At 71.1% G+C, this 19,413-nt stretch carries 13 protein-coding genes; 6 read left to right on the forward strand and 7 right to left on the reverse strand.

Annotation, left to right across the window (positions count from 1 at the left end):
* Nucleotides 1-2,385 carry a SpoIIE family protein phosphatase gene (locus tag OG568_RS43980; protein ID WP_329535602.1) on the reverse strand — a complete coding sequence of 795 codons (2,385 nt, stop codon included), beginning with the start codon at nt 2,383-2,385 and terminating at the stop codon, nt 1-3.
* A 254-nt stretch (nt 2,386-2,639) separates the two neighbouring features.
* On the opposite strand from OG568_RS43980, the gene OG568_RS43985 reads away from it, so the two are divergent.
* Nucleotides 2,640-5,738 (forward strand): glycoside hydrolase family 2 TIM barrel-domain containing protein, encoded by a 3,099-nt coding sequence (locus tag OG568_RS43985; RefSeq protein ID WP_329535603.1) that lies wholly within the window; start codon nt 2,640-2,642, stop codon nt 5,736-5,738.
* Here OG568_RS43985 and qcrB read toward each other — a convergent pair.
* Both qcrB and sigJ read right to left on the reverse strand, forming a co-directional pair.
* Nucleotides 5,649-7,196 (reverse strand): cytochrome bc1 complex cytochrome b subunit, encoded by a 1,548-nt coding sequence (gene qcrB / locus OG568_RS43990; protein ID WP_329535604.1) that lies wholly within the window; start codon nt 7,194-7,196, stop codon nt 5,649-5,651. The genes OG568_RS43985 and qcrB overlap by 90 nt on opposite strands.
* The gene (sigJ, locus tag OG568_RS43995; RefSeq protein ID WP_329535605.1) at nt 7,193-8,164 is read right to left on the reverse strand and encodes an RNA polymerase sigma factor SigJ; all 972 of its coding nucleotides are present in this window, start codon (nt 8,162-8,164) and stop codon (nt 7,193-7,195) included. Before sigJ ends, qcrB begins: the two co-directional genes overlap by 4 nt.
* Nucleotides 8,165-8,337: 173 nt before the next feature.
* Here sigJ and OG568_RS44000 point away from each other — a divergent pair, with 173 nt between their 5' ends.
* The 4 genes from OG568_RS44000 to OG568_RS44015 all read left to right on the forward strand — a co-directional run bounded on the left by OG568_RS44000 (nt 8,338) and on the right by OG568_RS44015 (nt 13,397).
* Complete coding sequence (locus OG568_RS44000) at nt 8,338-9,963, forward strand: MFS transporter (protein WP_329535606.1); 1,626 nt, start codon at nt 8,338-8,340, stop codon at nt 9,961-9,963.
* Nucleotides 9,960-10,589: a hemerythrin domain-containing protein gene (locus tag OG568_RS44005; RefSeq protein WP_329535607.1), complete on the forward strand. Its 630-nt coding sequence runs from the start codon at nt 9,960-9,962 to the stop codon at nt 10,587-10,589. Before OG568_RS44000 ends, OG568_RS44005 begins: the two co-directional genes overlap by 4 nt.
* A 7-nt stretch (nt 10,590-10,596) precedes the next feature.
* On the forward strand, nt 10,597-10,788 hold the full coding sequence (locus tag OG568_RS44010) for a hypothetical protein (RefSeq protein ID WP_329536611.1): 192 nt from the start codon (nt 10,597-10,599) through the stop codon (nt 10,786-10,788).
* Between the two features lie 695 nt (nt 10,789-11,483).
* Nucleotides 11,484-13,397, forward strand: a complete 1,914-nt coding sequence (locus OG568_RS44015) for an RICIN domain-containing protein (RefSeq protein WP_329535608.1) — start codon at nt 11,484-11,486, stop codon at nt 13,395-13,397.
* A 23-nt stretch (nt 13,398-13,420) separates the two neighbouring features.
* On the opposite strand, the gene OG568_RS44020 is transcribed toward OG568_RS44015, so the two are convergent.
* Together OG568_RS44020 and OG568_RS44025 are read right to left on the reverse strand one after the other, a co-directional pair.
* On the reverse strand, nt 13,421-14,431 hold the full coding sequence (locus tag OG568_RS44020; RefSeq protein ID WP_329535609.1) for a 2-hydroxyacid dehydrogenase: 1,011 nt from the start codon (nt 14,429-14,431) through the stop codon (nt 13,421-13,423).
* On the reverse strand, nt 14,428-15,597 hold the full coding sequence (locus OG568_RS44025) for a lactate 2-monooxygenase (protein ID WP_329535610.1): 1,170 nt from the start codon (nt 15,595-15,597) through the stop codon (nt 14,428-14,430). Before OG568_RS44025 ends, OG568_RS44020 begins: the two co-directional genes overlap by 4 nt.
* Before the next feature lie 113 nt (nt 15,598-15,710).
* Between OG568_RS44025 and OG568_RS44030 the strand changes: the two genes are divergently transcribed.
* Nucleotides 15,711-16,889, forward strand: a complete 1,179-nt coding sequence (locus OG568_RS44030) for a helix-turn-helix domain-containing protein (protein ID WP_329535611.1) — start codon at nt 15,711-15,713, stop codon at nt 16,887-16,889.
* 122 nt (nt 16,890-17,011) lie between these two features.
* Here OG568_RS44030 and OG568_RS44035 read toward each other — a convergent pair whose 3' ends face one another.
* Both OG568_RS44035 and OG568_RS44040 read right to left on the reverse strand, forming a co-directional pair.
* On the reverse strand, nt 17,012-17,701 hold the full coding sequence (locus tag OG568_RS44035; protein WP_329535612.1) for a cyclase family protein: 690 nt from the start codon (nt 17,699-17,701) through the stop codon (nt 17,012-17,014).
* 7 nt (nt 17,702-17,708) lie between these two features.
* Nucleotides 17,709-19,292, reverse strand: coding sequence for a purine-cytosine permease family protein (locus tag OG568_RS44040; RefSeq protein ID WP_266418075.1), 1,584 nt, complete (start codon nt 19,290-19,292; stop codon nt 17,709-17,711).
* Between the last annotated feature and the right edge of the window lie 121 nt (nt 19,293-19,413).

The following is a 19,413-nucleotide window of genomic DNA, read 5'->3' on the forward strand; positions in this document are numbered from 1 at the left end:
TCAGAACTCGCCGGGGAGCGTCAGCTCCGCCCAGATCGTCTTGCGGTCGGCCGTGTGGCGGCTGCCCCAGCGCTGGGTGAGCTGGGCGACCAGGAGCAGCCCGCGCCCGCCCTCGTCGTAGGTCTTGGCCCGGCGCAGATGCGGCGCGGTGTGGCTGCTGTCGGAGACCTCGCAGATCAGGGTCTCGGCGTCGTGGATGAGCCGTAGCCGGATGGGCGGCTCGCCGTACCGGATCGCGTTGGTGACCAGCTCGCTCACCACGAGCTCGGCCGTGAACGTCGCCGCGCTCAGCTCCCAGGTGTCGAGCTGGTCGACGACCTGCTTGCGGATCGGCGCGACCAGGGCGGGGTCGGGGGGGATGTCCCAGGTCGACACCTGGGAGGGCGCGAGTCCGTGGGTCCTGGCGAGCAGCAGCGCCACGTCGTCCTGGGCCCCGCCCGCCGGAAGCAGGGTCTGGAGAATGGCGTGGCAGGCCCCTTCCAGGGAGGCCGCGGAGTCTGCCAGGGCCTGGCACAGCAGCTCGTGGTTGGCGTCGACGTCCCGCTCGCGGTTCTCGATCAGGCCGTCGGTGAACAGCGCGAGCACCGTGCCCTCGGGCAGGGCGAGTTCGACGGACTCGAAGGGCAGGCCGCCCAGGCCCAGCGGCGGACCGGCGGGCAGGTCGATCTGCCGGGGCGGGCCGCCGGGGGTGAGCATGACCGGCGGGGGGTGGCCGGCCCGGGCGAGGGCGCAGCGCCGCGAGACCGGGTCGTACACCGCGTACAGGCAGGTGGCGCCGACCTCGCCGGTGGTGCCCTCGGCGCCCGCCTCCGTGGAGAGCCGTACGACGAGGTCGTCGAGGTGGGTGAGCAGTTCGTCGGGGGCGAGGTCGATGTCGGCGAGCGTACGGACGGCGGTGCGCAGCCGTCCCATGGTGGCGGAGGCCTGGATGCCGTGGCCGACGACGTCTCCGACGACCATGGCGACCCGCATCCCGGACAGTGGGATCACGTCGAACCAGTCGCCGCCCACCCCGGCCCGTGCGGCGGGCAGATAGCGGGAGGCCGCCTCCACGGCGGCCGTCCGGGCCAGTGACTGGGGGAGCAGACTGCGCTGGAGGGCCAGGGCGGTCTCCCGTTCCCGGGAGAAGCGCCGGGCGTTGTCGATGCAGACGCCTGCCCTGGCCGTCACCTCCTCGGCCAGCAGCACGTCGTCGGGGGTGAAGGGACCGGGGTGCCGGAACCGGGTGAGGACGGCCACCCCGAGGGTCTGGCCGCGGGCCTTGATCGGCACCGACATGCTGGTGTGCAGGCCGTACTCGGCGATGCGCGAGCCGCGCACGTCGTCCCAGGAGAGCCACTCCGCCAGCGTGGCGGTGTCGTCGGGGGCGACGATCGTGCGGCCGGCCGTGAGGGAGTCCGCCTGCGGCGAGCGCGCGGGGTAGACGTCGACCCGGCCGGGCTCGACGACCGCCTCCGGGCAGCCCGGGTTCACCGACTGGTGGGCGGCGCGGCGCAGCGTGATCGGCTCGGACGGCGGCTCCGGGTGGGGCTCGCCGCCGTGCTCCGGCGGATCCAGCAGATCGACGCTGACGAAGTCGGCGAGGGCGGGTACACAGACGTCGGCGAGCTCCTGGGCCGTTCGGGTGACGTCGAGGGTGGTGCCGATGCGTACGCTGGCCTCGTTGACGAGTTGCAGTCGCTCCCGGGCGTTGTACTGCTCGGTGAAGTCGTGCGCGGCCAGGCACACCCCCCGCACCCGGCCGTCGGTGTCGGTCAGCGGGGCGATCCGGGCCATCCAGGCGTGCGCGTGGTACTCGCCGCCCGTCTGCATGAACGTCTCCACGTCACGACCGGTTCCGGAGACGAGCACCTCGTGCAGCTGTCTCTCGAGGGCCTCGCTCTCCTCCTTGCCGCCGATCTCGGAGATCCTGAGGCCCTGGATGCGGGATTCGGGGAGGCCGATCACATCGGCCATCGCGTCGTTCACCCCGAAGAGCCGCAGTCGGTCGTCGTAGACGGCCATCGGGCACGGGGACTGCGCCAGCACCGCCGTCGTCAGGGGGTCGTCCGGCGAGCGCGGGCCGCGGGCGTCCAGCGGGGTGACCACGAGCCAGGTGGCCGGGCCGCCGTCCCGTGGCTTCCTGCGGTGGGCGAGCAGCCACACGGAGACGGTGTGTCCGTCGCGGTGGCGCAGGTCGAGGTTGCCGTTCCAGCGGTTGCCGGTCGGTTCGGCCGGTATGGGTGTGTCCGTGGCCAGCAGATCGACGACGGGCCGCCCCTCGACCTCCTCCGGGGCATGCCCCAGTAGCCGGCGGGCTCCTTCGCTCCATCGGAGCAGGGTGCCGTTCCCGTCGATGACCGCCCGTGCTGTGGCGGCCTCGTCGAGGGGGTGGACCGGGCTCATCGTCGCCACTCCATTGCGCACACTCACGGTGAACAGGCGCGTCACTCGGGTTCCAGCCTAGTGCGTACGCGCGTTCCGCACCCGGCACACGGGCGGCCCCAGGGGTACATCGGTACGGCGGGTTCCGGCCGATGTGAGGCGCGAGGCGGAAGTGAGTGCCGCACCCTTGACGGGCCTGTGTGTCACACCGTCAGAATCTGTTTGTTCACGATCAGTTGTGATGACTTATGGGCCCTTGACTAGGGAGAGCCGCCATGACGGTCACTCGAAGATCGGTATTGATCGCAGGAACCGCCGTACCAGCGGCCGGATCGCTCCTGGGCGCCGCCGACGCCTGGGCGGACTCGCCGGGGCGCGCCGCGGGCCGCCGCTCGGTCGAGCTGCGCGACGGCTGGCGCTTCGCGCTGGTCAACCCGGGTGGGATCACCGACCCCACCGGTGCGTACGAGGGCGCCGCGCAACCCGACTACGACGACTCGGCGTGGCGGGAAGTCTCCGTTCCGCACGACTGGAGCATCGAGCAGACCCCCACCACGGAGCACGGCACCACCAGCGGCACGGGCTTCTTCCCGGGCGGCCTCGGCTGGTACCGCACCACCTTCACGCTGCCGCCCGCCCTCGCCGGCCGGTGGATCTCCGTGGAGTTCGACGGCGTCTACATGGACTCGCACGTCTACTGCAACGGCGAGGAGGTCGGCCATCACCCCTACGGTTACACGGGGTTCGCCTTCGACCTCACCGGTCTGCTGCACACGGACGGCACCACCGAGAACGTCATCGCGGTGAAGGTCCAGAACCAACTGCCCAGCAGCCGCTGGTACTCGGGCAGCGGCATCTACCGCGAGGCCCGGCTCGTCGTCACCGAACCGGTGCACGTCCAGCGCTGGGGCACGTATGTCACCACGCCGGACATCACGGCGGAGCGGGCGGTCGTACGGGTGCGCACGACCGTCGTCAACGAGTCCGGTGGCGCCGCCGAGGTCCAGGTGGTCTCGCGGATCGTCGACCCCGACGGACGCACGGCGGCCCGTACGTCCACCACGGTCCCGGTCACCGACCGCGCGGACGAGACCCATGAACTCACCGTCGCCGAGCCCAGGTTGTGGGACTTCACGACCCCGGACCACCGCTACACCGTGGAGACCGAACTGCGGGTCGGCGGCGCGAGGGTCGACACGTGCCGCACCCCCTTCGGCATCCGCACGTTCCGCTTCGACCCGGACGAGGGCTTCCACCTCAACGGCGTCCACGCCAAGATCAAGGGCGTCGACCTGCACCACGACCAGGGCGCGCTGGGCGCCGCGATCAGCGTCGACGCCGTCCGCCGGCAGATGACGATCATGAAGTCGATGGGCGTCAACGCCTTCCGCACCTCGCACAACCCGCCCTCGCCGCAGATGATCCAGGTCTGCGAGGAGCTCGGCATCGTGATGATGGTGGAGGCGTTCGACTGCTGGCGGACCGGCAAGACGAGGTACGACTACGGCCGGTTCTTCGACGAGTGGTGCGAGAAGGACGCCACCGAGATGGTCCTCGCGGCCCGCAACTCGCCCGCCGTGGTCCTGTGGTCCATCGGCAACGAGATCCCCGACTCCACCTCCACCTCCGGGCTCGCGATGGCGGACCGGATCATCGCCGCGGTCAAGGCGGCGGACGACACCCGGCCACTGGTCATCGGGTCGGACAAATACCGTCGCGTGCCCACGAAGGGCTCCGCGGCCGACCTCATGCTCGCCAAGCTGGACGGGCTCGGTCTCAACTACAACACCGCCAAGTCGGTGGACGACCTGCACGCCGCCTATCCGCACCTCTTCCTCTTCGAGTCGGAGTCGTCGTCCGAGACCTCGACCCGCTCCACCTACCAGGAGCCGGAGCACCTCAACACCGGCGAGAACCACACCCCCGGACGGCGCGCGGTCTCCTCGTACGACAACAACCTCGCGTCCTGGACGATGAGCGGCGAGTACGGGCACAAGAAGGACCGGGACCGCAAGTGGTTCGCGGGGGAGTTCCTGTGGTCGGGCATCGACTACATCGGGGAGCCCACGCCGTACGACGTGTTCCCGGTGAAGGCGTCCTTCTTCGGCGCGGTCGACACGGCGGGCTTCCCCAAGGACATGTACCACCTGTTCAGGAGCCAGTGGGTGAGCGAGCCCATGGTCCATCTGGTGCCCATGACCTGGAACCACGAGGCCGGGGACACGATCGAGGTCTGGGCGTACGCGAACGTCGACACCGTGGAGCTCTTCCTCAACGGTAAGTCCCTCGGCACAAGGAAGTTCGACACCAAGACGACGACCGACGGCCGTACCTACCTGGAGACCACCGAGGCGAGCGGCGACGACAAGACCTTCACCTCGGGCCCCTACCCGGGCAGTTACACCAGCCCGAACGGCAGTGCGGGCAAGCTCCACCTCACCTGGAAAGTGCCCTACGAGCCGGGTGAGCTGAAGGCGGTGGCCCGCCGAGGCGGCCGTACGGTCGCCACGGACGTCCTGCGCACCGCCGGGGCGCCGCACGCGATACACCTCACGTCCGACCGCAAGTCGCTCGCCGTCGACGGCCGTTCGCTGGTCTTCGTGACGGCCGAGGTCGTCGACGCCCGTGGTGTGGTCGTGCCCGACGCGGAGCACCTGATCGCCTTCGACATCGACGGCGGCTCGCTCGCCGGGCTCGACAACGGCCGGGAGGAGAGCGCCGAGCGCTATCAGGCGAGCACCCGAACGGCCTTCCACGGCAAGGCGCTCGCGATCGTACGATCCGGCACGCGGCCGGGCTCGCTCAAGGTGACGGCCCGCTCCGAGGGACTGCGGGGCGCCGCCCTCACCGTACGCACCACCTCGGCACGATCGAAGGCGACCACCCCGCCCGCCGCGTTCCGGCCGGACCCGGGTCCCGGCGCCCCGAACGAGTCACGCGCGGACGCCAGTTACTCGGGCCGTCCGGACACCCTGCCCGCCGCCATGCTCGACGGCGACGCGGCGACGGGGTGGTCCAACGCCTTCTACAAGTCGGCGACGGCCCTGCTGCCCGCCTTCAGCGGGGCCCGTCCCGAGGACTGGGTCTCGGTCACCTGGTCCCGTCCCCGCGCGGTCGACCGCGTCGAGGTCTCCTTCACCGTCGACGCGACGCACGCACTGCCCGCGTCGGTCGAGGTCGCGGTGTGGGACGGCAAGCGGTACGTGCCGGTGAAGGGGACGGCCGTCGACTGGGCCACCGCGTCCGACGCGCCGACCGTGATCACCTTCGACGGGGCAAGAGGCTCAGGGCTGCGGCTCCTCATGACGAGCGGGCACCCGGGCGCCACCGAGGGCGGGCTGCGGATCAGCCGTCTGGAGGTCCCGGTGATCTGACGCGTCCCGGTGCTCGTGCTCGGTCAGCGTGTGGAGTTCGGCCGGGCCGAGCGGGCGGTGCACCTCGACGTACTCGCCGTGCGGCAGGCGTCTGACGACGCCGGTCGCACGGCCGTGCGCCACCAGTTCCCGGTCCTGTTGCTGCAGCCCCAGGCAGACGCGGCGGGTGACCACGAAGACGACGGCCGGTACGACGAACACGGAGATCCGCACCGCCCAGGTGACGGTGTTGATCGACAGATGGAAGCGCGTCGCCACGATGTCGTTGCCGCCGCCCGCGAGCAGGATCAGATAGAGGCTGATCCACGCGGCTCCGATCGACGTACGGACCGGCCGGTTGCGCGGGCGGTCGAGGAGATGGTGCTCACGCCGGTCTCCCGTGACCCACGACTCGATGAACGGGTACACGCCGATGGCGACCAGGAGCAGCGGGAAGACGACGATGGGGATCAGCACGCCGAGCACGAGCGTGTGCCCGGCCACGGTGATCTCCCAGCCCGGCATGACGCGCACCAGGCCCTCGGCGAAGCCCAGGTACCAGTCCGGCTGGGCGCCCGTCGACACCTGGTCGGCGCGGTAAGGGCCGTACGACCAGACCGGGTTGATGGTCGCGACCGCCGAGATCAGCGCGAGGACACCGAACACCAGGAAGAAGAAGCCGCCCGCCTTCGCCAGATAGACGGGCAGGAACGGGGTGCCCACGACGTTGCGTTCGGTCTTCCCGGGGCCCGCGAACTGGGTGTGCTTGTGGTACACGACGAGGATCAGATGCACGACGACGAGCGCCGCCATGATCCCCGGAATCAGCAGGATGTGCAGCGAGTAGAAGCGGGCCACGATGTCGTGGCCGGGGAACTCCCCGCCGAACAGGAAGAACGACAGGTACGTGCCGACCACCGGCACCGACAGGATCGCCCCGTCCACGAACCTGAGCCCCGTCCCGGACAGCAGGTCGTCCGGCAGCGAGTAGCCGAAGAGGCCCTCGAACAGACCGAGGAGCAGCAGCGTCCAGCCGAACACCCAGTTCACCTCGCGGGGCCTGCGGAACGAGCCCGTGAAGAAGTGCCGCATCATGTGCGTCAGCATCGCGGCGAGGAAGACCAGCGCGGCCCAGTGGTGGAGCTGCCGGACCAGCAGTCCGCCGCGCACGTCGAAGCTGATGTGGAGCGTCGAGGCGTACGCCTCGGACATCCGGATGCCGTTCAGGGGGACGTAACCGCCGTGGTACGTCACCTCGTTCATGGAGGGGTGGAAGAACAGGGTCAGGTACACCCCGGTGAGGATCAGCACGACGAAGCTGTAGAGGCAGATCTCGCCGAGGAGGAAGGACCAGTGGTCCGGGAAGACCTTGCGCAGATAGCGCCTGCCGAGGGCGTACACACCGAGCCGGCCGTCGAACCAGTCGGCGACGCGTTCACCGGAGGACGCCTTCGCGGGTCGGTGCTCCGTGGCGGTCACGTGCGCTCCCCTTCCGCGACCCCGGTCTCCCGGTTCTCGTCGTCGCGCCGCACATGCGCGAGCTTCTCGGGATTGGTGACGATGTAGACGCCGGACACCTGCTCGCCGTCCGCGGTGAGGTCCATGACCATGACCGCGTACGGTGACTCGCCCGCGAAGAGCACGGCGGAGTCGTCGCCGTTGACACGTCGGTAGCGAATGTCGATTCCGGTGCCGCGGCCCGCGCGCCGGGTGGCGTAACCGGCGAACAGCCGCGCCGCCTTGTCCCGGCCGTGCACCGGACGCAGCCCGCCCGAGGCCTTCCCGCCGCCGTCCGTCCACACCGTGACGTCCGGTGCCAGGATCTCCATCAGCGCCACGATGTCCCCGCCGAGCGCGGCCTCGACGAAACGCTCGGTCGCCTGCCGGCGGACGCGCGGATGGGCCTGGTAGCGCGGCCGACGGGCGTGCACGTGTTCCCGCGCGCGGTGCGCGAGCTGGCGTACCGCCGCGGGGCTGCGGTCGATGACCTCCGCGATCTCGGTGTGCGCGTAGCCGAACACCTCGTTGAGGACGAAGACCGCGCGCTCCAGAGGGGTGAGGGACTCGAGGACCACGAGCATCGCCAGTGACACCGACTCCGAGCGCAGAGCCCGGTCGTCGGCCGAGTCCTCGGGGGCGGGCTCGTCGAGCAGCGGCTCCGGCAGCCAGGGGCCCACATACGTCTCGCGACGGCGGGTGATCGCGGCGCGCCGCGCGAGCGCGTGGTTCACGGCGATGCGTACGAGATAGGCGCGCGGGTTGGTGAAGCCCTCCAACGGGGTGCGCCGGGCGCGGCCCGTCCAGGACAGCCAGGTCTCCTGGAGTACGTCGTCGGTGTCGGCGACGCTGCCGAGGATGTTGTAGACGATCGCGAAGAGAAGCTCGCGGTGGTCGACGAACACCTGCGTCGCGCCGTCGGCCGTCCCGGTCGCGGGGCTTTCGGACATGCCTTGCCTCCCTTGGTGCGCTCACTACTGCGAGGGAAGAAGCGGGCCCGAATGTGACGTCCGGAGGGTGAAATGTGACGTACGTCTCATGGGGTCCGCTGGGCGTCACACCGGTCGAAGTCCACGCCCTCTTGACCGCGAGTCCGATGCCTCGACACAAGGAGACAGACACCGTGTTCAAGAAGTGGCACGACAAGTGGCACGGCAACCCATGGGCGATCCTCATCACGCTCTCCCTGGGCTTCTTCATGACCCTGCTCGACCTGACGATCGTGAACATCGCGATCCCCGACATGGGCCAGGACCTCGACGCCTCCCTCGACGAGATCCTGTGGGTCGTCAACGCCTACACCCTCGCCCTGGCCGTCCTGCTGATCACCGCGGGCCGCCTCGGCGACCTGCGTGGCAAACGCAACCTGTTCCTCGCGGGCGTCGCCCTCTTCACCCTCGCCAGCCTCGCCTGCGGCCTCGCGCGGGATCCGGCGCAGCTGATCGCGTTCCGCGCGGTCCAGGGCCTGGGCGCGGCGCTGCTCATGCCGCAGACCCTGTCGATCATCGCGGAGGTGTTCCCGGCCGACCGGCGGGGCGCCGCGATGGGCGTCTGGGGTGTGGTCGCGGGCGTCTCCGGGGCCCTCGGCCCGATCATCGGCGGTGAGCTGATCACCCACCTCGACTGGCGGTGGATCTTCTTCGTGAACCTGCCGCTCGGGGTCGTGGTGCTGGGCCTCGCCATAGCGATCATCCCCGGTTCACGGAGCACCGTGGGCCACCGCTTGGACACCCTGGGCGTGCTGCTCGCCTCAGGAGCCCTGTTCTGTCTGGCCTTCGGTCTGACCGAGGGACAGCGCTACGACTGGAACGCCTGGATCTGGTCGCTGTTCGGCGCGGCGGCACTTCTCCTCGCCGCCTTCCTCCGTCATGAGCGCGGCCAGCAGGGCGACGACCCTCTCGTCCCCTTCTCGCTCTTCAAGGACCGCGACTTCACCCTCATCAACTTCGTGGGCGTCACCGTGTCCTTCGGCGTGGTCGGGATGTTCCTGCCGCTGACGATCTACCTGCAGTCCGTACTGGGCTTCAGCGCGCTCAAGTCCGGGCTCGTGCTGCTGCCCCTCGCGCTCGGCTCGTTCGTGACGGCCGGGCCCGCCGGAGTCCTCGCGGACAAGATCGGCGGCAAGTTCATCCTGATGACCGGGCTGCTCGCCTGGACGGCGGCCCTGGTGTGGATCGTGGCCGCGGCCGACGTCGGGTCGAGCTGGACGGCGGTCGCCTTCCCGCTCTTCCTCGCGGGTCTGGGCGCGGGCTGCACCTTCGCACCGATGGCCACGGAGGTCATGCGCAACGTACCGGCGAGGCTCTCCGGAGCGGCGTCCGGCGTCAACAACGCGCTGCGGCAGGTCGGTTCGGTGCTCGCGGGCGCCGTCGTCGGCGCCGTGCTCCAGGCCCGGCTCGCCTCCTCGCTCACCGACCAGGCCCGGCAGCGCGCCGGACAGCTGCCCGCCGCGTACCGCGAGGGCTTCGTCGGCGGCTTCTCCCGGGCGGGCACCGACGTGAACGCGCGACAGGCGGCACGGCTGCCGAAGGGTGTGCCGCACGACATCGCCGACCGCATGCGCGCACTGGGCGGCCAGGTCTTCGGCCACGGCTTCGTGCACGCCATGGGTCCCGCCGTCCTGGTCTCGGCCGCCGTCCTGCTGACCGGCGCGCTCGCCTGTCTCGCCGTACGCCGCCACCGCGGACCGTCGGCCAACCCGCACGCCCTTCCCGTCCACGAACCCGCACTGGAGGAAGTGACCTCATGACCACGGAAGCCACAGCCGGCACCGTCGACCTCACCGTCATGTACGCCGCCCACGACGCCTTCCGCCGCGACCTGGAACGCCTCGGCGACGCGGCGGCCGACGGCACCGCCTTCACCCCCCAGGTCCGCGCGGGCTGGGACAACTTCAGGCATCAGCTGCACATCCACCACACCGCCGAGGACAGTGATCTGTGGCCGCGCGTGGAGCACAAGGTCGCGGGCCGCCCCCGGGACGTCGCGCTCCTGGCCGAGATGGAGGCGGAGCACGCTCTGCTCGACCCGCGGCTCACCGCCGTCGACGCGGCCCTGAAGGACCGGTCCGCCGAACTCCCCTTCCTGGTCCGCACGTTGGCGGCGACGCTCGACGACCACCTCGCCCATGAGGAGGAGAGTGCCCTGCCGCTCATCCGGGAGGTGCTGACGCCCGCGGACTGGGGCGCGTTCACCGGTCGTATCCGCAAGACGCAGGGCGTGCGCGGGGCCGCGGTCTTCGTACCGTGGATCGTCGACGGAGCGTCACCCGCCGACCGTGCCAGGTTCCTCGGCGCGCTGCCGCCGCCCGCACGGGTCCTCAACAAGCTGTTCTGGGACGCGGGTTACCGCAGGCGCGGGCTGTGGAGGGCCTGAGCGGCGGATCGCCGAGGAGCGCGGTACGTCGATGAAGGCCCCGGTGCGCGAGGCGGCCGCGGCCGACATCGTGCGGCACCGGGCGCTGAAGGAGGGCGCGGAGGTGTTCCGCCGCTTCTTCGCGGCGCACGCCGACGAGTTCGCGGCGGCCTTCCCCGAGGACGAACCTCCCGGCAGGGGTGAGGGACGGGCCGCCTGAGCGGATCTGAGACCGGCCGCGCGGCCCGCAACAGCTCCCGAGGCCGCCGGCCGAGGGCGGGAGGATCGGGGCCGGCGGCCGGTTTCGCGCGGGAGAGCCGCCGTCCTGCGCGGGGCCTCCGAGAAGGGCCGGGTTCCAGTGGACTACGGAGATCCGCGCGCCGGGACCGTGCGACGGGCTCCGGCGTGAGCGCGCGGTTCACACGGGGCGCATGGGCCTCGGCGCATGCGTGGAGCGCCTGAACACGGCCGACCATGACCGCGGCCACGAACGCGGTCACGAAGGCGGTCACGAAGGCGGTCACGAACGCGACCGTGAGCGGTCATGAACGGTCAAGAACGTGGTGGATGACATGGTGTATGAACATGGCGTATGCACCTGGTGCGCCGACGAGGTCCGTGAGCATGGTAGGGAAAATTTCGAAAGCCGGTGCGAGCGGCGCGAGTTGGCGCAGTTACTGACTATCTTTCAATATGCAGATGTTGCCCAAGCGCCTTGTTGGTCGTGAGCGTTTTGTGCGAGGCTGAACTTACCGCGCGGGTCAATGGCCGGGTATGAAATCGGTGTTCATTATTCCGGCCCGACGGCCATTTCCCCGGCGCTCCGTCAAAAAGGTATGCACCAGGCAGGGGCCCCCTTTTCGGCGACCAAGAAAATTCTGTGTACCACCTTGCACCGTGGAAGGAACCCGGTCTGTGCCCACCCCCCACCCCCCTCGTCCCTCCTATCCTCCCGGCGGCGCTCCCGGGGAGTCCGACGAAGGTCTCGCCGCCCGGCTGAGAGGCCGGATGGAGGGCGAGGCCACGCAATCCGTCGCACTGCTGATGGCGCGGCACTGGCAGCCGACGTACGACTACGCGGCCATCTGCCTCGCCTCTTCCTCGAACGTCGCCTCGATGGTCGCCGCGACCTCGTTCCACTACGCGCTCGACTGCCTCATACGCGGCGAGTCCGGCGCGGCCCTGCGGCCCCGGCTTCTCGTGACCGTGCGGGACACCGTCAACGAGTGGTCCGGGGAGGACCGGATATCCGGCGTTCTGCCGGATTTGAGGAAACCCGCCGGGGGGCGGGGTATGCGGGCCGCGCAGTCCATGACCGCCGAAAATCGGAAGCTCGCCGAGCGCTCTTTCCATGCCCTGCCGCCGCTCGCCCAGTGCCTGCTGTGGCACACCGAGGTCGAGGCCGAGCACATATCCGTACCGGCCGGTCTGTCGGGCCTCGACGTCGACACCGCGTCGGCCGCTCTGGAGCAGGCCCGCGAGCAATTCCGCCAGGGATGTGTGCGCGCCCACCGGGAACTCGCGCCGACCGAGGAATGCGGGTTCTACAACCGGCTCCTGGACGTCCCGATTCGTCGCGGCGGCGCCCTGCTGCCGGATGTCCGACAGCATCTGGGGGAGTGCCGCCACTGCCGTCATGCCGCCGAGCAACTCAGCCATTTCGAGCGCGGCTTGGGCATCCTGATCGCCGAAGCGGTGCTGGGATGGGGCGCTCGACGCTATCTCGACGCACGCCCGGGGCGCACGGGGCAAGCGGCGCGCTCCGAGGGAGGTCCCGCGTTCGACGCCGGACGTGTGAGCGGCGGCGAACGGCTGGGCGCGGGCGAACGTGAGGGTACCGGCGGGCGTCTCGGCACCGGTGGGCGTCCGGGGAGTGCCGGTCGGCATCGCCTGCTGGCACAGATTCCCGCACCGGGACGGCTGGCCCAGGTTGCCCAGAAGCACTCGAAGGCCTTGCTCACGGGGGCGGGCACGGCCTCGGCGGTGCTGCTCGTGAGCGTGCTCACCATCAGCCTGTGGTCCCACGACGAAGGTGGCGCCGATCCGGCCGCCTCCACGGGCGTCGGCAGCAGCCGCACCGTCTCACCCAGCCCCGTCACCCCGGGCCCCTCCGCCGACTCCTCGCCGCCGACCTCGGCCGGACTGCCCACCAGCACCGAGCAGACCCGGCTGCGCAACCTCGCCGCCGACCTCTGCCTCGACATCCGGGGCGGCAAGGCCAAGGCCGGTGCCGAGGCCGAGCTGGCCGTCTGCTCCTCGGCCTGGACCCAGCAGTGGTCGTACGAGAACGACGGCCTGCTCCGCAGCGTCGCCGACCCCACACTGTGCCTGGACTCGCACGCCGAGGACGGTGTCGTCGCCCTGGACCGCTGCGTCGCGAAGAGCGCCGCGCGGGGCGGTGACGTGCGCTACGACCTCACCGTGCGGGGCGAGTTGCTGTCCCGCTCGCGCGAGGGGCTGGCGATCACGCCCAGCTCCACCGACCCGAGCGCTGACATCGTGGTCAAGGACCGGGACGGCTCCGACGCACAGCGGTGGCGGACCGACTCCGACTCCGCCTCGACCGATCCCGGGTCGCTGTCGATCGCGGGGACGGCGAGTGCCTCGACCAGGCCGGTCAGCGAGTCGCCGTCCCCACACGCCACGGCCGATGAGCCGAGCGCCTCGCCCAGCGAGCCGCCGGCGGATGACCAGGGCGACCCGTCCGCGACCCCGTCGGAGTCCTCTGCCGAGCCCCGCTCCGTGACCGTCGACGACCGCACGAGCCCCCGGCCCGCGCTGTCACTGCCCGCCCAACTCTCCGCCGTTGTGGAGGGGTTGGGGCTCTAACGGGCAAGCGCGTCGGTCGGTGGTCAGGACACCACGTCCCGGGGCGGCTTGCCCGCCACGAAGTCGGCGGCGTTCTGGACCGCCGCCAGCGCGATCCGTACGAGCGTCTCGCGCGTGACGCCCGCGACATGCGGCGACAGCACCACGTTCGGGGACTTGAGCAACCGCAGGGCCGCGGTGGGAGGTTCGGGGTCGAAGACGTCGATGCCCGCCCCGGCCAGGGCGCCCGCCTCGAGCGCGTCCGCGAGGGCGTCCTGGTCGATCAGGGCGCCCCGCGAGGTGTTGACCACGAACGCGGTGGGCTTGAGGAGCGCGAGCCGCTCGGCGTTCAGCAGATGCCGTGTCTCCTCGGTGAGCGGTGCGTGCAGCGTGACGTAGTCCGACGTGCGCAGCAGTTCGTCGAGTTCGACATGGCGGGCGCCGCCGAGCCGCGCCTCGGCCTCCGCGCCGACGGACTGCGGACCGGCGTACACGATGCTCATGTCGAACGCGACCGCGCGCCGGGCGACCTCCTCGCCGATGTGGCCGAGCCCGACGATGCCGAGGGTCTTGCCGGACAGCTCGGTGATGGAACGCTGGAGCCGCGGCAGCGCCCAGTCGGCGTCGACGAGCGCGGTGTGCGCCGGGATCAGTTGCTTGGCGAGGGCCAGCATGAGGGCGAAGGTCTGCTCGGCCACGTTCTGCTTCTCGGCGCCGCTGGAGCCGATGTTGCACACCGGCACACCCTTCGCGCGGGCGGCGTCCAGATCGACGTAGTCGAAACCGTGGCTCGCGCACTGGACCAGTTCCAAGTCCGGTGCGGCGGCGAGGTGTTCGGCGGTCACCGGACCGAGGCCCGTGATGATGACATGGGCCTCGCGCAGTGCGGCCGGGTCCTCGTCGGTCGTCTCCACGACGGTGACACGGGCCTCGCCCGGGAAGACGGTGGCGAGCGCGGCACCGGCGGTGCGCCCGCCGACGTGGGGCGAGACCACGGCCAGAACGTTCTTCGCCACCCCGGCGACCGTCGTGTCGGTCGTGTTGGTCGTGCTCATGCGGTTTCCTCGATCAGGTCGTCGGGGCCGAGGCCGGCGGGGCGGGCGTGCCCGGACAGGGCGAGGGTCAGGTCGAACTCGGCGAGCAGGCAGCGGACGACGTGCTCGACGCCCGCCTGTCCGTCCAGGCCCAGCCCATAGGCGTACGGGCGCCCGACGAGTACGGCCCGCGCGCCGAGCGCGAGCGCCTTGAAGATGTCGTCGCCGGTGCGGATGCCGCTGTCGAACAGGACGGTCAGCCGTTCGCCCACCGCCTCGACCACGCGCGGCAGCGCATCGGCCGCCGCCACCGACCCCGCCACCTGTCGGCCGCCGTGGTTGGAGACGACCACGCCGTCCATCCCGGCGTCGGCGGCACGGCGGGCGTCGTCCGGGCGCAGGATGCCCTTGAGGACGATCGGCCCCTCCCAGTTCTCCCGCAGGAACGCCAGATCCGGCCAGGTCTTGCCCGGGTCCGCGAACATGCCGACGAAGTGCATCACGGCCGCGTTCGGGTCCTCGTGCACCGGCTTGGCCAGACCCGCCTGGAACGCCGGGTCGGAGAAGTAGTTCGCCGTGCCCACACCGTGCAGGAACGGCAGGTACGCCTGGTCGAGGTCGCGCGGGCGCCAGGCCAGCAGAGGAGTGTCGAGGGTGACGAACAGCGCGGTGTACCCCGCCGCCTTCGCCCGGTTCAGGAAGCTGCGGGTGACCTCGCGGTCCTTCGCCCAGTACAGCTGGAACCAGCGCTCCGCCTCACCCATCGCCTCCGCGACCTGCTCCATGGGCGTGCTGGACGCCGAGGACAGGATGTACGGGACGCCCTGCGCGGCGGCGGCCCGCGCGGCGGCGGACTCGGCGTCCGGATGCATGATCGACAGCACGCCCACGGGTGCGAGCGCCAGCGGCGCGGGCAGGGCGCGCCCCAACACCTCCACGGACAGGTCGCGTTCGTGTACGTCGCGCAGCATGCGCGGCACGATCCGGCGCCGGTCGAGGGCGGCCCGGTTGGCCCGGGCGGTGCTGCCGTTGCCCGCGCTGCCCGCCACATAGCCGACCGGACCGGGCCCGAGCCGCTGCTCGGTGAGCTCCTCCAGCCGGGTCAGATCGGTGGGCAGCCGCGGTACGGCGCCCGTCATTCCGTTCAGATAGATCTCGTACTGGAAGTCGGCCCAATGCTTAGCCATCCGTACGTCCCGCCTCTCGTCCCTGAGACCGCGCTGTACGCCGTCGATCCTGGCGAAGGTGACAAGGTCCGTCCACTGTGGTGCGCACATCGCGCGGCTGGAATCATCATCCTGTGACAAGTCAGCCCGTTGCCGCCAGGGAACACGTCCGGCAGGAGATGCTCGCCGATCCGCGCGTCGTGGCGGCGATCGTCTCGGCGGTCCACGAACAGGTCCCGGTGTACGCCGCGCTCGACGACAGTCGGCTGCCGGAGATACGGGCCATCGCGGCCTGGGGGCTGGAGCGGCTCCTCCACCTGTGGGTCACCGACGGCACCCTCGAACCGTCGGACCTGCGGCGCTTGCGCGGCATCGCGGCGGCGCGCGCGGCGGACGGGCGGCCCGTGCAGGCGGTGTTGCGGGCCTACCGGGTGGCGGCGACCGTCCTCACCCAGGAGATCGCGGCCCGCGCGCCCCGGCTCGCCGCCGCGGACGCCTTCGCCCTCACCCGGATGCTGCTGACCGCGCTCGACACCCTCTCCGAGGAGATGACCACGGCGTACGCCGCCACCGACGAGGACCTCGCGGCGGACCGCGACCGGGCGCTGCGGCTGCTGCTCGACGATCTGATCGCCGGGCGGCACGCCTCGGTGGGTGCGCTGAGCGACCGGTCGGCCCGGCTGGGGGTCCAACTCCCCGACCCCTACTGTCTGCTGGTGGCCGAGCCGGTGGGTACGGAGCGCCCCGACATGGCGCTCGACGCGGCGACGGGGCTGCTCGACGCGTTGGCCGTTCCGGGCGACGAGGCCGCCTCGACCGCGACGGTACGGGGCTCCCGTGCCGTGCTGTTGCTGCCGGGCGCGGCTGCCGCCGGGGCGGGAACCGTGCTGGGTGCGCGGTCCTGGCGGGGCTGTGCGATCACCGGGGAGAGCCTGGACCGGGTCGCCGTGGCGTATCGGCTCGCCGCCGACGCCCTCGACACGGCGCCCGGCCATGCCCACCGGGCGGGGCGTGTCCTCACCGACGCGGACGCCCATGTCCTCGCCCTGCTCGCCGGGCACGCGGCCGCCGCGCCGGACCACGTCGCCCGCCTCGTCCTCGGTCCGCTCACCGACCCGGGGCAGCGGCATCTCATGGAGGCGCTCACCGCGTACATCGACACCGGTTCGGCGAATGCCGCCGCGCGAGCGCTCCATCTGCACGCGCAGTCCCTGCGCTACCGGTTGCGCCGCATCCACGCCCTGACGTCCCGCGACCCCAGAGACCCCTGGCAACGCCTCACCCTGGACATCGCCCGCACGATCAGGCCATAGCCCGTCGCCCCCGCCGCCCCGGGGCTTTTAGGGGCGCGGGGAACTGCGCGACCAGCCCCCTCCCGCCCGCACCTGATGAACGCACCCGATGAACGCACCCGGCGAACGCGCCCGGGTGGGGACTACCCCGCGCGCGGCGTGATGCGGGCCGTTGCCCGGACCGGGCCCCCGTCCGCGCCGGCGAGGCGCATCGGGAACAGGAAGGCCTCGATCGAACATCCCGCGGCCTGCGCGTCCGCGACGCCGCCGAGCCCGGTCAGGTTCTCGGCGATCACACCCCCCGCACCGCACAGCACCCGGTGGGAGGGAAGATCCGCGGGACCGGTCGGGTCGACGCTCAGCGCGTCGATCCCGACGGTGAGGCAACCCGCCGCGACCACGGCCTCCGCCGCCTCGGGCGTGAGCCAGGGGTGGCCGAGGTAGTCCTCGGTTCCCCAGTGCCGTGACCACCCGGTGGCCAGCAGCAGGACCGAGCCGGGCCGCAGCCGCAGCAGGTCCAGGGCGGAGGTGAGCAGGTCGGGAGTGATCGGCGCCCGCGCGGGCAGCCCGCGGACGTCGGCGACGACCGCCGGCCCCGCGAACCGCTCCAGCGGCAGATCGTCCAGCGTGGGCCACGCCTCGTCCACGTGGTACGGCGCGTCGACATGCGTCCCGGACTGCGACCCCATGTGCAGCCGAAGGACGTTCACGCCGTGCTCGGCGACCCGCAGCGCCCTGGAGACCTCCACCTCCGGGTCACCGGGGTAGACGGGCATCCCGGTGACCACGGGCACGGACAGGTCGAGCCAGCTCTCCATCAGCGCATCAGCCATCAGCGCATCAACCGCCTTCGACGGCGAGGGCCGCGGGCGTGCCCTCGCTCTCCGTACCGGGACCGGTGATCGGCGGCACCGGCACGTCGATCGTACGGGCCAGCCGCGGGCCCTCGGGCCCGTACACCGCCCGGGGTTCGGGGAACAGTCGCAGCATCGCCAGGTACAGCACGGCGGCGACGGCCAGTGACAGCGGCAGGCTGATGTCGATGCCGTTCGCGAGGTCGCCCAGCGGTCCGACGAACTGGCCGGGGATGTTGGTGAACAGCACACCGACCACGGCGCCCACCCACCAGGCCGTCATGCCGCGCCAGTTCCAGCCGTGTGTGAACCAGTAACGGCCGCCGCGCTGACGGCGGTTGAAGACCTGGAGCGCGTCCGGGTCGTACCAGCCGCGCCGGGTGTAGAACCCGAGCATCATCACGACCATCCAGGGCGTGGTGCAGGTGATGATCATCGTGGCGAACGTCGAGATGGACTGCACCAGGTTGAAGCCGAAACGGCCGATGAAGATGAACGCGATCGACAGGACTCCGACCAGGATCGTCGCCTGGACCCGCGACAGCTTCGGGAACACCGACGAGAAGTCGAGCCCGGTGCCGTACAAGGACGTCGTGCCGGTCGACATGCCGCCGATCAGCGCGAGCAGACACACCGGGAGGAAGAACCAGCTCGGTGAGATGGCCAGCAGGCCGCCCACGAAGTCGGGGGCCGCCGGGTCGACGTACTTCGGTGCCTTGGCCGCGATGATGCTCGCGGTCGCGAGCCCGAAGACGAACGGCAGCAGGGTCGCGATCTGGGACAGGAACGCGGCTCCGACGACCTTGCGGCGCGGCGTGTTCGCCGGGATGTAGCGCGACCAGTCGCCCAGGAACGCGCCGAAGGACACCGGGTTCGACAGCACGATCAGCGCCGAGCCGATGAAGGAGGGCCAGAACAGCGCCTGCGTCGCCGAGTCGGCCGAGGCCGTGAAGGCGCCGGCGTACGAGGGATCGAAGTCACCGGCGAAGGCGATCGCGCCGAGCAGGAAGAGCAGGGTCGCCGAGGTCACCGCGATCTTGTTGACGAACAGCATGAACCGGAACCCGTACACGCACACCGCGAGCACCAGGCAGCCGAAGAGCGCGTACGCGACCACGTACGACAGATCGTTCTGCTCGAGTCCGAACAGCCGGTGCGCGCCGCCGACCAGGGCGTCGCCGGAGCTCCACACCGAGATCGAGAAGAAGGCGACGGCCGTGAGCAGCGACAGGAAGGAGCCGACGACCCGGCCGTGCACACCGAGGTGGGCGGAGGAGGCGACCGCGTTGTTGGTGCCGTTGACCGGGCCGAACATCGCCATCGGGCACAGGATCAGCGCGCCGACGACGACTCCGAGGAGGGTGGCCGCGAGCCCCTGCCAGAAGGAGAGGCCGAAGAGGATGGGGAAGGCCCCGAGGACGCAGGTGGAGAAGGTGTTCGCACCGCCGAAGGCGACTCTGAACAGGTCGAGCGGCGACGCGGTGCGGTCCGCGTCGGGGATGCGCTCGACGCCGTAGGTCTCCACCTCGGTGAGAGACGGTGACGACGTGGCGGGGGAGTTCTCGGACAAGGGGGTGCTCCAGCGAAGTGCCTGGGCCCGGACGCGGGCGATGGAGCGCGTGATGGCGCGAGGGGAGAACGGTCCCGCTGTCGCCGCTGGGATGTGCGATGGGAGCGGAAGCCGTCCTTGG

The sequence above is a fragment of the Streptomyces sp. NBC_01450 genome (assembly GCF_036227505.1).
Lineage (GTDB): Bacteria > Actinomycetota > Actinomycetes > Streptomycetales > Streptomycetaceae > Streptomyces.

Excerpts from the sequence above, each read along its gene's own strand:
- OG568_RS43980 (WP_329535602.1), bottom strand. The coding sequence starts at position 2,385 with ATGAGCCCGGTCCACCCCCTCGACGAGGCCGCCACAGCACGGGCGGTC.
- OG568_RS43985 (WP_329535603.1), top strand. The coding sequence starts at position 2,640 with ATGACGGTCACTCGAAGATCGGTATTGATCGCAGGAACCGCCGTACCA.
- sigJ (WP_329535605.1), bottom strand. The coding sequence starts at position 8,164 with ATGTCCGAAAGCCCCGCGACCGGGACGGCCGACGGCGCGACGCAGGTG.
- OG568_RS44005 (WP_329535607.1), top strand. The coding sequence starts at position 9,960 with ATGACCACGGAAGCCACAGCCGGCACCGTCGACCTCACCGTCATGTAC.
- OG568_RS44020 (WP_329535609.1), bottom strand. The coding sequence starts at position 14,431 with ATGAGCACGACCAACACGACCGACACGACGGTCGCCGGGGTGGCGAAG.
- OG568_RS44025 (WP_329535610.1), bottom strand. The coding sequence starts at position 15,597 with ATGGCTAAGCATTGGGCCGACTTCCAGTACGAGATCTATCTGAACGGA.
- OG568_RS44035 (WP_329535612.1), bottom strand. The coding sequence starts at position 17,701 with ATGGCTGATGCGCTGATGGAGAGCTGGCTCGACCTGTCCGTGCCCGTG.